The 14932-nt window shown below is 57.2% G+C and carries 11 protein-coding genes; 6 read left to right on the forward strand and 5 right to left on the reverse strand.

Annotation, left to right across the window (positions count from 1 at the left end; genetic code table 11):
• The first annotated feature begins 66 nt into the window (after positions 1-66).
• Positions 67-1662 carry a peptide chain release factor 3 gene (locus tag TH2_RS07345; protein WP_008889778.1) on the forward strand — a complete coding sequence of 532 codons (1596 nt, stop codon included), beginning with the start codon at positions 67-69 and terminating at the stop codon, positions 1660-1662.
• A gap of 76 nt (positions 1663-1738) precedes the next feature.
• Here the strand turns inward: TH2_RS07345 and TH2_RS07350 are convergent, their stop codons facing one another.
• The 3 genes from TH2_RS07350 to TH2_RS07360 form a co-directional block, all read right to left on the reverse strand.
• The gene (locus TH2_RS07350) at positions 1739-2068 is read right to left on the reverse strand and encodes an AzlD family protein (protein WP_008889779.1); all 330 of its coding nucleotides are present in this window, start codon (positions 2066-2068) and stop codon (positions 1739-1741) included.
• Entirely contained in the window at positions 2065-2922 is an 858-nt protein-coding gene (locus TH2_RS07355) for an AzlC family ABC transporter permease (protein WP_008889780.1), read from the reverse strand. The genes TH2_RS07350 and TH2_RS07355 overlap by 4 nt, the downstream gene beginning before the upstream one ends.
• Positions 2923-3095: 173 nt before the next feature.
• Complete coding sequence (locus TH2_RS07360) at positions 3096-4004, reverse strand: LysR family transcriptional regulator (RefSeq protein WP_008889781.1); 909 nt, start codon at positions 4002-4004, stop codon at positions 3096-3098.
• A gap of 166 nt (positions 4005-4170) precedes the next feature.
• On the opposite strand from TH2_RS07360, the gene speB reads away from it, so the two are divergent.
• Positions 4171-5226, forward strand: a complete 1056-nt coding sequence (gene speB, locus TH2_RS07365) for an agmatinase (RefSeq protein WP_008889782.1) — start codon at positions 4171-4173, stop codon at positions 5224-5226.
• Between the two features lie 66 nt (positions 5227-5292).
• On the opposite strand, the gene TH2_RS07370 is transcribed toward speB, so the two are convergent.
• Positions 5293-6201, reverse strand: coding sequence for an AraC family transcriptional regulator (locus TH2_RS07370; RefSeq protein ID WP_008889783.1), 909 nt, complete (start codon positions 6199-6201; stop codon positions 5293-5295).
• Positions 6202-6270: 69 nt separating this feature from the next.
• Positions 6271-6408, reverse strand: a complete 138-nt coding sequence (locus tag TH2_RS21245; RefSeq protein ID WP_157193923.1) for a hypothetical protein — start codon at positions 6406-6408, stop codon at positions 6271-6273.
• A 163-nt stretch (positions 6409-6571) separates the two neighbouring features.
• Here TH2_RS21245 and TH2_RS07375 point away from each other — a divergent pair, with 163 nt between their 5' ends.
• The 4 genes from TH2_RS07375 (at position 6572) to TH2_RS07390 (ending at position 14840) form a co-directional block, all read left to right on the forward strand.
• On the forward strand, positions 6572-8683 hold the full coding sequence (locus TH2_RS07375; protein ID WP_008889784.1) for a methyl-accepting chemotaxis protein: 2112 nt from the start codon (positions 6572-6574) through the stop codon (positions 8681-8683).
• A 343-nt stretch (positions 8684-9026) separates the two neighbouring features.
• Positions 9027-10193, forward strand: a complete 1167-nt coding sequence (locus tag TH2_RS07380; protein ID WP_008889785.1) for an efflux RND transporter periplasmic adaptor subunit — start codon at positions 9027-9029, stop codon at positions 10191-10193.
• Positions 10194-10195: 2 nt separating this feature from the next.
• A complete protein-coding gene (locus tag TH2_RS07385) occupies positions 10196-13387 on the forward strand; it encodes an efflux RND transporter permease subunit (protein WP_008889786.1) in 3192 nt (1063 codons plus the stop codon).
• A gap of 1 nt (position 13388) precedes the next feature.
• Positions 13389-14840 (forward strand): efflux transporter outer membrane subunit, encoded by a 1452-nt coding sequence (locus tag TH2_RS07390; protein WP_008889787.1) that lies wholly within the window; start codon positions 13389-13391, stop codon positions 14838-14840.
• Positions 14841-14932 lie beyond the last annotated feature (92 nt).

Below are 14932 nucleotides of genomic sequence, written 5' to 3' on the forward strand. Positions count from 1 at the left end.
GGCAATGACGTTAAAAATCGCTACATTGCGCGCCAAGAAATTCATATCGGATTAAAGTTGATAACCATGTCGATGATTGACAAGCAGGTATCGCGTCGCCGTACCTTCGCTATCATTGCCCACCCGGATGCGGGTAAAACCACCCTGACCGAAAAACTGCTTCTTTTCGGGGGTGCCATCCAGATGGCTGGTGCAGTGAAGGCGAAAAAGGAACAAAAGGGTGCCCGTTCGGACTTCATGAAGATCGAACAGGATCGCGGTATTTCCGTGTCCTCTGCGGTTATGACGTTCGAGTTCGAAGAAAATATCTTCAACCTGCTTGATACGCCGGGCCACGAAGACTTTTCCGAAGATACCTATCGCGTGCTGACCGCCGTTGACTCGGCTGTCATGGTGATTGACGGCGCGAAGGGCATCGAGGCCCAGACGCGCAAGCTGTTTGAGGTTTGCCGTCTGCGTGACGTGCCGATCACGACGTTCGTTAACAAGCTTGACCGCGAAGCACGGGATTCGTTCGAACTGATCGATCAGATCGAACAGGATCTTGCCCTTGATGTGTCGCCGGTTACCTGGCCGATTGGCTCGGGCCGTGATTTCCATGGTTGTTATGATCTGGTCAATGATCAGCTTCTGTTCATGGAAAAAGGCGGCAATGTCGTCAAGGAAGCCATTCCGATCAAGGGGCTTGATGATCCAAAGCTTGATGAACTGATCCCGGATTACCTTCTGGAAAAGCTGCGTGAAGAAGTCGAAATGGTGCGCGAAATCTGCCCGCCATTTGATTTGCAAAGCTACCGCGAAGGCCATCTGACCCCGGTCTTCTTTGGGTCGGCGGTCAATAACTTTGGCGTGCGTGAATTGTTGCGCGGCATTGGCGAAATCGCACCGACCCCGCGCCCGCAAGAAGCGGCAACGCGCCTAGTCGAAGCGGTGGAGCCAAAGGTCGCCGGCTTCGTGTTCAAGGTACAAGCCAACATCGACCCGAACCACCGTGACCGTATTGCGTTTATTCGTCTGTGCTCGGGCCATTTCAAACGCGGCATGAAGCTTAAGCATGTGCGTGCAGGCAAACTGATGGCCGTGCATAACCCGATGCTGTTCTTTGCCAATGAACGTGACATTGCCGAAGAAGCCTGGCCGGGCGATATCATCGGTATTCCAAACCACGGCACCTTGCGCATTGGCGATACCCTGACCGAGGGCGAAGATCTTCGCTTCCGTGGGGTTCCGGCCTTTGCACCGGAATTGCTCCAGAAAGTCCGCCTTGATGATCCGCTGAAGGGCAAGCACCTTCAGCGCGCGCTTGAACAGCTCGCCGAAGAAGGTGCATCCCAGGTCTTCAAGCCGATGATGGGTGCGGACTGGATCGTTGGCGTGGTCGGACAGCTTCAGTTCGAGGTTCTGAAAGAACGCATCTCGGCCGAATACGGCATCAAGGTGCATTTCGAACCGACGCCTGCCTATGCCGCCCGCTGGGTGGTGGGCGATGATCCGCTTGAAATCAAGAAATTCCGGGATGCCAACCAGTCCGCCCTGTTTGAAGACCATGACGAAACACTGGTCTTCATCGCGCGCAACGCCTGGCATCTTGAAACCACGCAACGCGACTGGCCGAACCTCAAATTCGAAGCCACCCGCGAACAGAACCTGATTGCTGCGTAACTTTCGCACGCACCCAAACGCAAAAAGCCGTCCTCATCCGAGGGCGGCTTTTTCTTTGTTTGTCTTCGGCCGTTGTCTAGTTACCGATGAAATATCGGCCCACACCGACCAGAACCATGCCCACCGCCATGGCGGCAAACAGGTTGCGCGCAAGCGCCATGGTAATCACGGTGGCTGCCGCCCCGGTAATGCCAATCGCACCTGCCGAAAGCGCACTTGGCACCCAGACGGAAATCAAAACCGCACCGGGCAGGCGTTCCAGCACATGTGCCCAGCGGCCATGTTGCGGCAGGCGATCAGCCATTAAAAGCCCACCCAGACGCATGCCATAGGTCACCGCCGCCATGCCAAGGATGGTCAGAACGGCCTCAAGGCTGAAACTTGTCAGATCGGGGAATTGGGTCATTGGCCCGTCTCCATTGCAGTCTCTGTCGCAGGTTTGGCAGCGTTTGTGCCTTCGGGCGCGCCATAAGCATCCCGGCCTTCAACGGCAAATTCAGCTTCAAGGCTGTCATCATCCATGTCTTCGCGCCAGGTCAGGGCGGCGACAAGGACACCGGCACCCGCACCGGCCAGGATCGACCAGGTGCCGGGCAAGGTGTAATGGCCGATGACCGATCCGACTGCGGCGGCAATCCATGGCAAAAGGTCAACCTTGCCCTTCCACATGCCAATGGTCAGTGCGGCAAAGACGGCGGTGAAGGCGAAATCAAGCGCATAAACCTCCGGATCGGGAATACCCCCGCCAAGCAGGTAGCCCACTGTATTTCCGGTCGCCCAGACCACGCCCAGGAAAATTCCGCCGCCCAGCAAAAAGCCCGGATTGGCCAAATCCTTTTGTGTCATCGACACGGCCCAGTTTTCATCGGCGACCATATGCATGCCGGTCACCTTGACCCACAGCGGACGACCGCGAAACACCGGGCGCAGTGACGCCCCGATCAGGATATAGCGCATATTAATCACCGCCGTTGCGATGATGATGGTCGCACTTGGAATGGTTTCGCGCCAAAGATCGACCGACACGAACTGTGCCGATCCGGCAAATACGGCGAGGCTCATGAACAACAGCTCGCCAAGCGACAAGCCGCGCTGTGCGGCCAGCACCCCAAGCACGGCACCAAAGATGATGGTGCTGGGCAAAAGCGGCAGGCAGGCAAGGGCGCCGCGCCGGATGGTGTCCGCGTCGAAATGCCCTGACTGGGACTGGTTCTGGAGTGGGTTTTGTATCTGATTTTCGGTCTGTCCGGGGCGTGACATTTCCGACGTTTCCTGTGGTTGTTGGTGCCTGTTCGTTTTGGCGACCGGCACTTTCATGGGCGTAAACGGGTGGGCGAGGAGCCATCATTTCAGGCACCATACTGCCCGATATCAAATAGGCGGTATTGGACGATATTGCTATCGGTTGTTGGTGCCGGTTTTGGGACTGCGGCTCAGGCCCGTTCGGTGGCGAAATCGGCGATCAGCATATCAAGGAACAGCTTGGTGATCGGATCGGGTTGCTTGCTGTCATCAAGGCTTGCCTGAAAGGTAACTTTGACCTTCAACCGATCTGGCAGGACCATGCGCATGCGCCCTGCCTCGACAAACTGCTTGGCGTAATGTTCGGGCAGATAGCCCAAAAAGGCGCCAGACAGGATCAAGCGTGCCTCGGCCTCCATGTCCGAGACGGTCGCATGCGGGCGCGAAATGGCGAATTCCTTCAAATCCCGACCCAGCCAGGATTTGCGCCCGATCAGGCGATAACGCCGGATTTCATCAATATCAATGTCCGCATCATCCAGCGCAAAAAGCGGATGGTCCGATCCGCAATAGAACCGGTGGACTTCGTCATAAAGCGGGATATAGCGCAGACCCAGCACGGTTTTCGGGAAGCTGCAAATACCGATCTGGATATTGTCAGTCACCACTTCGCGCAGCAGGTCATTGGGCGGATAGGTCACGACATTCAGCGTCACATCCGGTGCGCGTTCCATAAACCGCGCAATGGTCTTTTCGATCCGCCGCGCTCCCGGATCGGTGATGGTATTATCGGTAAGCCCGATGGTCAGTGTACCGCTCAGTTTATCGCGGAGCGCCCGCATCTTGGTTTCATATTGCGCGACCGATTTGAAAAGCCGGTGGGCTTCTTCAAACACTACCTGGCCTTCGCGTGTCAGGGCAAAGCCACCCCGCCCGCGTTTGCAAAGCGTGAAGCCCAGCCGTGTTTCAAGGGCGGTAACATAGCTTGAAATTGTTGAAAGTGACAGATTGAGATCACTTTGCGCCGCGGCAAATCCCCCTGCCTCGACGATGGTCAGGAAGATACGCAAAAGCTTGAGATCGGCCTGTTCCGTGATCATCGGGCGGGGTCCATGGGTAAGCGGTCATTACTTTGGGGATTGCCAAAGTAAAGTTCAGAAATACGTGATTTTTAACGGCCGCGCAATTTGATCTGATCGGGCCAACAAAAACATTCGGCCATTGGTTCAGGTTTTATCAAACCGATGTGCCTCTTCAGGAGGTCCCATGTTCACAGACGACAAGCTTGCGAAACTGCGCGAAAAATACGGCAACGCCAAAGGTGCCGACATCTTTGATCCGCATTTCCGTGAAGTGGCGGCAACACAGTTTTCAGAAAGTGGCGGGCGCAAATGGCCGTTTGCCGGGGTGCCGACTTTCCTCGATGCGCCATTTGCCGCCGATGCCGAAAGTGACAACTTCGCAGACCTCGACATCGCACTCGTTGGCGTTCCGATGGATCTTGGGGTCAGCAACCGTGCCGGTGCCCGTCTTGGCCCGCGCGCGGTGCGTAATATCGAACGCATCGGTCCGTATGAACATGTCCTGCGCATGGTGCCCGGTGCGATGGCGCGCATTGCCGATATTGGCGATGTCCCGTTCCGCAGCCGCTATTCGCTTGAAAGCTGCCACGAGGATATCGAAGCCTACTTCACTAAAATTGTCGGCGCTGGCGTCATTCCGATTGCGGTCGGCGGTGATCATTCAATCAGCTATTCCATCCAGAAGGCGGTGGGCAAGGATCGTCCGGTTGGCATGATCCATCTTGATGCCCATTGCGATACCTGCGGGGCCTATGACGGGTCGCGTTTCCATCATGGCGGCCCGTTCCGCGAGGCGGTGATGGATGGCGTCCTTGATCCGGAACGCACCATCCAGATCGGTATTCGCGGCGCGTCGGAATATGTCTGGGAGTTTTCCTATGACAGCGGCATGACCGTCATCCACGCCGAAGAAGTACCGAAAATGGGCATTGATGCCGTGATCGCCAAGGCCCGTGAAGTGGTCGGCGATGGCCCGGTTTATCTGTCCTTTGATGTTGATTGCCTTGATCCGTCCTTCGCACCGGGCACCGGCACGCCAGAGGTCGGTGGCCTTACCTCGCGCGAGGCATTGGCGATCCTGCGCGGGCTCAAGGGCCTTGATTTTGTCGGTGCGGATGTTGTCGAAGTCGCCCCGCAATATGATGCCACCACCAACACCGCCCATATCGCCGCACAGGTCCTGTTCGAAGAACTGTGTCTGGTGGTTGAGGCGATGAAACGCCGCGACGCTGGCGCGTAAATACAACTGATGTCGCCTGCCCAAGCTAAGCGTGTGACGGGCAGGCGATGTTGGTTTTATGCCGGTTTAAGGATCAAGACTTGCGATAAACGCGCCGGGGCTGACGCCCCACATGGCCTTGAAGTGCCGGTTCAGATGGCTTTGATCAGCAAAGCCGGTGGCCGCCGCCGCATCGGCAATGCTCGCCCCGTCAAACAGCAACCGCTTGGCCCGCCGTAACCGCATATGGTTGAAATAGGTATGCGGCGGAAGCCCGGTTGCGGCGCGAAACACGCGCAGCAAATGAAACCGGCTGAGCCCGGTAATCATGGCAAGATCATCAAGCGATATATTGGCATCCAGATGTGCCGCCATATAGTCAATCACCGCCCGAACACGTTTGTCCTCTGACCCCGGCTGATAGAGATAGGGCGGGGCATCGGCATGGCGCAGTGCAAGGCGGGCAGCACTATAAAGAAGCTGGCTGTCACGTTCCAACAAGCTGTTGCTGCCGTTGCTGCCATCGTCATTCGGGCGAAACAGGCGGTGCAGGCCTTGCAGTTGCAAATGCAATTCCGGGTCGTTGACGACACAGGATCCGAAAAACGGCAGGCCGCTGTTTTTGGGCGAAAGCTCCGTCACCAGATCGCCAAACACCTTCGGGTCGATGAACATGATCTGGTATTGATAGCCATCATCGGATGCCGGGCTGCCATCATGCACCTGCATCGGGTTCATCATCAAAAGTTGCCCGCGCGCGGCGACATAATTTGTCCCGCGGGTGGTAAACCGCTCCGCCCCGTTCAGGACAGTGCCAAAGGCGTAATAATCGTGGCTGTGCTTTGGGAAAGAGAAATTCTTGTAATCGGCTTCGAACATATCAATGCCGTCGGCTGCCCGCCAGTGGCGGGCAATCTCGCGGGGGCGGCCGGTCGCCGGTCGCGATGACGTCTGGCGACGCTGGGCTGCCGTGTTCTGTCGCGCAGCACTATTCATCGGGCCATTATAACGCCAAGGCCGGGTGCCAGCTTGTACAATATTGTCATCGTGACATTTTAGCTGGCATCATTCCAAAAAATCGCCGGACGCCTGCGTAACCTTGCGGCGGATGGTCGAGTCGCGGTCGATTTTGGGAAATCTGCCGCTTTGAAGCCCTTCGAAACGGATAATGACCTTCGTCCAATTGTATAATGCGATGTTCATATGAACATTTCCGCGTGCCCAGAATGTTGTTTTACGCAGCGCAAATCACCATCCGGCACCTTGTTTGATCGACAAATGCGGGTTTCATCCAACTGTTACAAAACCGCGCCCTGCCCACATGTATGAATCGCGCCAAACGTAAATTTTGCTGTTTGGATGTCCCATGTTTCTTGATCGCATTCGTATCGGATCGCGCATCTTCGCCGGTTTCTTTGTTCTGGTTGTTCTGCTGGTTGGCCTGTCCGCCCTGTCATCAACCTATCTTCTGGGCTTTGGCGCGCATGCAGACCGCATTGCCAAAAGTACTGGTCTGGTCGGGCTTGCCAATGACTATGCACTGCGTCTGGAACGTCTTTCCAACCAGGTCCTGTTGTTTGCCCAGACGGTTGATCCGCTTGACCGCGAAGGCATCACCACCATGCGCCAGGCGGCCGAACAAAGCGGTGCCACCCTTGTCACGCAACTGCGTCAAAACGGCGATAGTGATCGCGCAGATGCGCTTGAAAGCCTCAGTGCTGATTACATCGCAACGCTCGAGCCGCTTGTGCTGCGGGCTGAAAACCTGTCGGCGGCATCGGAAACCATGCTGCTTGGCGCCAATCAGCTTGGCAAATCCGCAAGCCAGCTTGAAGATTTCATCGCCAAACGCGATCCGGTCATCGCCGAGAAATATGCAGACAAGCTTGGTGCTGCCAATCTGGCCGCCATCGTCAATTCCCTGCAATTCCCGATCCTGCGCACCGCGGACTCACTTGATGCCGCCCGCACGCAGACTTCGGCCCTGACCGATCTTCAGGAAGAAATCAAAGCGTCCTTTGACGGTCTGACGCGTAACGAGAAAAAGCTGTTCTCCTACGCGATCCGCGACAATGACTTGCTAAAACAGGGTGCAAACCAGCTCGAAGCCTCCATCGCCGGGTTCCGTCAATCGATGGATGACTTCAAATCGGCCGTTCGTGAAGTCCAGACCATCACCCAGAATATCCGAACAGACGCCATGACCAATCAAACCGCCCTGGTCGAGGCCGCCCATAATCAGTCGGAAAACTCGGCCCTTACCAACATCGTGGTTGCTGCTATCGGGGTTCTGATTGCCGTCGCCCTTGCGCTTGGCATCGCGATGAGCATCCTGCGTCCGCTGCGTCGGGTGAATGGTGATATGACGCGGCTCAGTGAAAACGACACCGATATCGCCCTTGCCGATATCAAGCGCCGCGATGAATTCGGGGCGATGTCACGCACCGTTGCGATCTTCCGCGAAAACGCGCTCAAGATCGAAAAAATGGCCGAAGAACGCATCACGCTTCAGCGCATCGAGGAAGAAAAACGACGTGCATCGCTTGGCGCGATGGCCGAAACGATTGAGGGCGAGACCACCGGTCTTGTCAAATCGGTCAATCATCAGGTGACCCGTATGCGTGAAGCCGTGGTCGAAGTCGCCGCCGCCGCCGAACGCGTCACCGGACAAACCGAAACCGCAACCAGTGCCGCACATGACAGCCAGTCGCATTCCAATGCCATCGGCGATGCTGCCAACCGTCTGCGCGAAGCCATCGTCTCAATCGCCAACCGCGTCGAACATCAACGCGAAATCGCCCAAAGTGCCGTCGGCTCGACCGAGGAATCGGCAAAGGCCGTCGATGATCTGCGCGAAGTTGCCACCAGCATCGAACAGATTGTCGACTTGATCCGCGGCATTGCCGGACAGACCAACATGCTAGCCCTGAATGCCACCATCGAGGCCGCTCGTGCGGGGGATGCTGGCAAGGGCTTTGCCGTCGTCGCCGCAGAGGTCAAAAACCTTGCCAGCCAGACCGAACGCGCAACCGAACAGATCACCGAACATGTCAACGCCATGGGCGCTGTTACGGATCGCTGTGTTGCCTCGATGGAGGATGTCGGGGTAACCGTGCGGTCGATGATGTCGATTTCCGAAGAGGTCGCAGGCGATGTTGAACATCAACGCCGCGAGACCGAGGAAATTACCGGTGCCATCGCCCTTGCCGGCGATGCGGTGCGCAATGTTGCGACCGCCATCGGTGCGGTATCCGAAGACATCGAAGTCACCCGCAAGCTCAGCCTTGATCTTAATCGTCGTGCCGATGAGGTTGACCGCAATGTGACCGAGCTCACAGCTTCCCTTGACCGTGCGGTGGCCGCTGCGGCTGGCAACGAAGACGCAGATGCCGCTGACGACAACGACGCAGAAACCACCATATGGCACGATGATAATCTGGTGGTCTTCCCGCAAACGCAACAGCGTGGTGCCGCCTGATTTGTCGGCGTCAGCCCGCCGTTTCACTGCTAAAATTCAAAATTGAACAACAAAGGCCTGCACACCGTATAGGGGGTGTGCAGGCCTAATGCATTAGCTCAGTGCTATCGGCGCAAAACGCAGGATTTGTCAGCAGTTAAGATACAAACTGCGACGTTTCTGATACACTTTTTGTGTGGTTCTCACTGGCGGGTTGCAATATCGTTCGGGGCAACGGTATTTCATCAAAAGCATAAAGCCTACTATTCGGTACTGAATTGAAATACCGGCACTTTCCCGGCGCGGGAACAGTGTCATTTGCAGTAAGGTTGTTTGGTCAGCCCGACTTGGAAGTATCAATGTGATGGCGCGTAAATCAACGCTTCTGATCGCAGGTGTTGCACTGATTGTTGTTGCGGCCTCTGCCTATATCTTTGCCAAAGACGACATCACGGCGTTGATCGCGCCCGATGCGCAACCCGCAAGCACCGGGCAGCGCGGGGGCGGCGAACGCAGTCTTCCGGTGATTGCCGAATATGCCAGCCTGATGGATGAAAAAACCGTTGTCGAAGCGGTCGGGACGGGTAAATCGGCCCTGGGTGTTTCGATCTATCCAGCCGTGTCGGGCGAAGTTGCCGATGTGCTTGTGCGCGCCGGTGACAAGGTAACCAAAGGACAGGTTCTTGTCATTCTGGACTCTGATCGCGAACGCCTTGCCCGCGATCTTGCCGCTGTTCAGGCCCGCGATGCCGAACAACTCCTTGCCCGCTATGAAAAGGCCCGTCCGCTGGGTGCCGTTGCCGAAAGTGAAGTCGACAGTGCCCGCACCGCCTTGGCCGAGGCCCGCATCGCCCTTGATCAGGCAGAGGTCAATCTGGCCGATCGCACCATTCTGGCCCCGTTTGATGGCATCGTCGGCATCCCGCAGGTTGAGGCCGGCGACCGTGTTGACAGCTCCACCGCCATCGTGACGCTTGATAATATCGATAGCATTCTGGTCGATTTCGAAGTTGCCGAAACACGGTTCGATAATGTCCGTCCCGGCCAGTCTGTCCGGGTTGAAACCTGGAGCCTGCCGGGCGAGGAATTCACCGGTGTGGTTGAATCTATTGGCAGCCGCATCGATCCCGAAAGCCGCACCTTTGCGGTGCGCGCCCGGGTGCCAAACCCCAATAGTCGCTTGCTTGCGGGGATGTCCTTTGCGGTTTATGTCGACATCGAAGGCAAACAATATCCCGCAGTTGCCGAAATCTCGGTCCTTTGGGGCGATGAAGGCACTTATGTCTGGCGGATCGACGATGAAGACAAGGTCTCGCGCGTTCCCGTCCGTGTTGTGAAACGGACCAATGGTCGGATCCTTCTCGATGGCGGGATTGCCGAGGGCGATCTGGTCGTGGTCGAGGGCGTCTTGCGTCTGCGTCCGGGCCGGACTGTTTCGGCAACCATTCGCGGTGATAACCCCGCGCCTGAAAATGCGCCGTCGGATGCGGGCGGCGTTGCCACCCGCGAAGGCGCTGGCGAGGGGTCCTGATCATGACGACAGGAAGCGAAAATCACGATCATAACGATCTTGCATCGCTAAGTATCCGCCGCCCTGTTCTGATCAGTGTGGTGTCCATGCTGATCATCCTGGCCGGTCTTGCCGCGATGCTGGGGGTCGAAATTCGCGAACTGCCCAATGTCGACCGCCCGACCATCACTGTGACCGCGGACTATGACGGCGCATCGCCGGAAACGGTCGATTCCGAAGTCACCGGGATCATCGAAAGTGCGGCATCACGTGTCAGTGGCATCAAGGAAATCAGTTCGCAAAGCGAAGAGGCCAACGCCCGCATTCGCATCGAATTCTACCCAGATGTTGAAATCAACGATGCCGCCAGTGACATCCGCGAAGCCATCAGCCGTGCCGAACGCAGCCTGCCCGACGGGGTGGAAAATGTTCGCGTCGTCAAGGCCGATGCCGATGCCAGTGCGATCATGCGCATCGCGGTTGTCAGCAACAGCCTGACCGAGGAAGAACTCGCCAACATCGTCGAAGACCAGATCAGCCCGTCCTTGCTGTCTGTGCCCGGTGTGGCAGAGGTCGGGGTCAACGGTGATCGCGAACGTGTTTTGCATGTGCGCATCGACCCGCTTCGCATGGCAAGTTACGGCCTGTCTGTTCAGGATGTCGCCGACCTTCTGCGCACAGCCCAGTTTGATATTCCCGCCGGCAGTTTTGAATCATCCGATCAGAAACTGTTTGTCCGTGCCGATGCATCCGTCTGGGAAGTCGACAGACTGAACCAGATGCTGGTGCGCGATGGTGTGCAGATGGGCGATGTCGCCGATATCTATTACGGCCCGGATGATGCAACGTCCTATGTACGCCTCAATGGGCGCACGGTGATCGGGCTGAGTATTACCCGTCAGGCCCAATCCAACACCATTGCGATTTCCAATGGCGTGCGCGATGTCGTTGAACGCCTTAACGAGCAATATGACGATCTTGATGTGTTCGTGAACTCCGATGACGCGGTCTTTATCGAAGGCGCGCTTTGGGAAGTAATCTTTAGCCTCGGCCTTGCCATCGCGATTGTGATCGGGGTGCTTTATCTGTTCCTCAGATCCTTTACCGCGACGCTTATTCCGACCATCACCATTCCGATTGCACTGATCGGCACGGTTGCCGCCATTTGGGCGATGGGCTTTTCGATCAACATCCTGACCCTTCTCGCACTTGTTCTGGCAACCGGCATGATTGTCGATGACGCGATTGTTGTGCTTGAAAACATTCAGCGCCGCCGTCATCAGGGGCTTGGCTCCATGGCCGCCGCAGTGCTTGGCTCGCGGCAGGTGTTCTTTGCCGTGATCGCCACCACGCTAACGCTGATTTCGGTGTTCGTTCCGATCTCTTTCCTGCCAAGTACGGCCGGACGTCTGTTCCGTGAATTCGGTTTTGTGCTGGCCTTTGCGGTGGTGGTGTCATCCTTTGTCGCATTGTCGCTGTGTCCGATGCTGGCATCGCGGCTGAAACATATCGATCCGCATGATGGCAAGGCCGATGATGCCCCCAACATGCTGGAGCGTTTCGGCTTCTTCTGTGCCGGGATTTATCGCCGCATTCTCGAAGCCGCCCTTGGCAGCCCGATCATTACCGTGATGATTTGTGTCGTTGCCGGTGGGCTTGCCTTTGGCGTCTACACCAACGTGACGCAGGAATTGCTGCCCGATGAGGATCGCGGGCGTATTCTTGTTTCCATGCGGGGGCCTGACGGGGTCGGTATCGACTATATGGACCGTCAGGTCGAGGCGGTTGAAGACATTCTGCGCCCGGTGGTCGAGGCTGGCGATGCTTATAACATTTACACCATTGTCGGCCTGTGGGATCCGAACCGCGCCCTTGTGATCGCCCCGCTAAAACCGTGGGAAGAACGGAGCCGCTCGCAGCAGGAAATTACCGCATCCATCCGTGGGGATCTTAATGCGCTTCCGGGCGTGCAGGCCTATGTCTGGCAGCCCAACAGTCTGGGTTTGCGCGGCGGCACCGGGGAGGGACTTGAATTTGCCCTGACCGGGACAAGCTATCGCACGCTGGCCGAAAATGCCCGCGCCATGCAGCAGGAGATCGAGGCAAACTATCCCGGCCTCACCGGCCTTCGGGTATCCTATCAAACCACCCAGCCGCAGCTTCTGGTCAATATTGATCGCAAGCGCGCCTTTGATCTCGGCATCCCGATCGAAGAACTTGATACCACGCTGCGTGCGATGATCGAAGGATACGAAGTCACCGAAATCAATGTCGATGACCAGAACGTCCCGATCAAGCTGCGCAGTGCGCTGGGCAGCATCAACGACCCGTCGGATCTTGAAAACCTGTTTGTCACCGGCACCAATGGTCGCATCCTGCCGCTGTCTTCTGTCATCACCTTGACCGAGGAAGCCGTCGCCTCCGAACTTGAACGTGAAGGGCAACAACGCGCCGTCACCATCTCGGCCAACCTGGCACCGGGCTATACCCTGGCTGAGGCGGTCGCGGATGTGAACACGGTCGGCGATCAGTTGCTGCCACCCGGTGTCGGCATCCTGTTCCTTGGCAATGCTGCTGCCCTTGGCGAAACCGCCAATGACGTGCAGATCACCTTCCTGATTGCGGTTCTTGTCGTGCTGCTGGTTCTGGCAGCCCAGTTCGAAAGCTTTACCTCCGCCCTTGTGGTGGTACTCACCGTACCGTTTGGTTTGGCGGCTGCGATCTATGCGCTGGCGCTGAGTGGCACCTCGATCAATATCTACAGCCAGATCGGGTTGGTGATGTTGGTCGGGCTGATGGCCAAGAACGGGATTCTGGTTGTCGAATTTGCCGATCAGTTGCGTGATGCCGGTAAATCCGTGCGCGATGCCGTGCATGATGCCGCGATGGTGCGTTTGCGCCCGATCATGATGACCATGATTTCTACCGTTCTGGGCGGCTTGCCGCTTGTTCTTGGCACCGGTGCCGGCGCCGAGGCCCGTGCGGCCATCGGCTGGGTGGTGTTTGGCGGTCTTGGCTTTGCCACGGTCTTTACATTGTTCCTGACCCCGGTGCTGTATCTGTTGTTGGCGCCCTTGGTGTCGGCCCGTGCCGATGGCGGCAAGAAACTGCAATCGCAACTGCGCGCCGCCGAAGCCATTCCCGATCATGGCGAGGCAGCATCACATGTCGCGGCGGAGCCCGGAAGTGGCGGTCTGCAAGGAAGTGCGAAATAATATGAATAATCCTCACATTTCTGCGATTTCGGGAATTGCCCTTTTGCTGGCACTGGCCGGGTGTCAGTCTGTCGGGCCGGATTATACCGCGCCGAATTTCGATCTTGTCGGCGCCTATACCCCGGAAATCCCGGTGATTGCCGCCAATCAAAGCAAACAGGACCGCTGGTGGGAAAGCACCACCGACCCGGTTTTAAATGGTCTGATTAATGAAGGGGTCGAAAACAATATCGATCTTCAGATCGCAATCAGTCGCATCCGTGCCGCTGCCGCAACGGCACGTGGCGTTGCCGGGGCCAATGGGCCGCAGGTTGGCGCATCGGTTAACGGATCGGCCAGTCGGTCGACCTCCAGCCGCGCCAATGGTGATCAGGTAACCGATATGGGCTATGGTGCTGGCATTGATTTGTCCTGGACCGCCGATATCTGGGGCGGTCAAACCCGCGAGGAAGAAGTCGCCGAGGCGGATTACCTGCAGCAGGTCTATCTGCGTGAAGACGTCTATCGCACCATGATTGCCGACATCATCCGCAACTATATCGAACTGCGCGGGGCGCAGCGGCGCTTGGCCCTTTTGCGGGACTCGCTTGATCTGCAACGCCAGACCAGCAACATCGTGCAGGTCCGTTTGCAAACCGGTCTTGGCTCCGAGCTTGATCTTTCTCGGGCACGCGCCGAGGTCGCCGATCTTGAGGCGACGGTTCCGATCCTGCAGACCACCATTGACCGGTCAATCAATGCGATTTCCATTCTGGTCGGCGCACAGCCGGGCACCCATCGCGATCTGTTGCTTGATGCATCGCCACTGCCCGAATTTCAAAGCAGCCCGCCAATTGGCATCCCGGCCGATTTGCTCCGCCGTCGGCCAGATGTGCGCGCGGCCGAGCTGGCGCTAATTTCCGCGACCTCGCAAATCGGGGTGGAAACCGCAACGCTGTATCCGGAACTGACCCTTGATGGGTCCTTGGCGCTTGGTGTGACGGGCTATGGCACAGGTCCGATTGTCCGAACGGCCATGGCCGCCATCGGGGCACTGATTGATGCGACCCTTTATGATGGCGGCGAACGGCGTGCGAATATCACGGTGGCCGAGGAAGAGGCAGAACAAGCCTTCCTCACCTATCGCCAGACGCTTCTGAGCGCGATTGAGGAAGTTGAAAGTGCGATCTACGGCTATGTCGGGGCGGTGGCACAGCGCGATTCCCTGATCGCATCGGTGCAATATCACCGCGATGCCTTTGAGCAGTCACGCGTGCGCTACGTGCAGGGGCTGTCGGACTTCCTTGATGTGCTCGATTCCCAACGCAGCCTGACCACATCGCTGCAATCATTGGCCGATTCCGAAACCGATCTGGAACTTGAAACCATCAATCTCTATAGCGCGGCGGGACTGAGTGTTGAGGATGTCGAACGTTATGCCAATGAGGCCGGTGTGACGTTGGCAAACGGCTAGAACCTGTTGCGGCAAAGCACATATCAGCAAACTGTGGCTTGAGTTTCGGCGCCGTTCATCCTAGGTCTTTGGCAATCTGTATTCCGGGGAAA

The organism is Thalassospira profundimaris WP0211 (genome assembly GCF_000300275.1).
GTDB lineage: Bacteria > Pseudomonadota > Alphaproteobacteria > Rhodospirillales > Thalassospiraceae > Thalassospira > Thalassospira profundimaris.

What these genes read in the sequence shown, in the direction of transcription:
- TH2_RS07355 (WP_008889780.1), bottom strand. Translation starts at nt 2,922, where the DNA reads ATGTCACGCCCCGGACAGACCGAAAATCAGATACAAAACCCACTCCAG.
- TH2_RS07375 (WP_008889784.1), top strand. Translation starts at nt 6,572, where the DNA reads ATGTTTCTTGATCGCATTCGTATCGGATCGCGCATCTTCGCCGGTTTC.
- speB (WP_008889782.1), top strand. Translation starts at nt 4,171, where the DNA reads ATGTTCACAGACGACAAGCTTGCGAAACTGCGCGAAAAATACGGCAAC.
- TH2_RS07390 (WP_008889787.1), top strand. Translation starts at nt 13,389, where the DNA reads ATGAATAATCCTCACATTTCTGCGATTTCGGGAATTGCCCTTTTGCTG.
- TH2_RS07370 (WP_008889783.1), bottom strand. Translation starts at nt 6,201, where the DNA reads ATGAATAGTGCTGCGCGACAGAACACGGCAGCCCAGCGTCGCCAGACG.
- TH2_RS07350 (WP_008889779.1), bottom strand. Translation starts at nt 2,068, where the DNA reads ATGACCCAATTCCCCGATCTGACAAGTTTCAGCCTTGAGGCCGTTCTG.
- TH2_RS07385 (WP_008889786.1), top strand. Translation starts at nt 10,196, where the DNA reads ATGACGACAGGAAGCGAAAATCACGATCATAACGATCTTGCATCGCTA.
- TH2_RS07380 (WP_008889785.1), top strand. Translation starts at nt 9,027, where the DNA reads ATGGCGCGTAAATCAACGCTTCTGATCGCAGGTGTTGCACTGATTGTT.
- TH2_RS21245 (WP_157193923.1), bottom strand. Translation starts at nt 6,408, where the DNA reads ATGAACATCGCATTATACAATTGGACGAAGGTCATTATCCGTTTCGAA.
- TH2_RS07345 (WP_008889778.1), top strand. Translation starts at nt 67, where the DNA reads ATGTCGATGATTGACAAGCAGGTATCGCGTCGCCGTACCTTCGCTATC.
- TH2_RS07360 (WP_008889781.1), bottom strand. Translation starts at nt 4,004, where the DNA reads ATGATCACGGAACAGGCCGATCTCAAGCTTTTGCGTATCTTCCTGACC.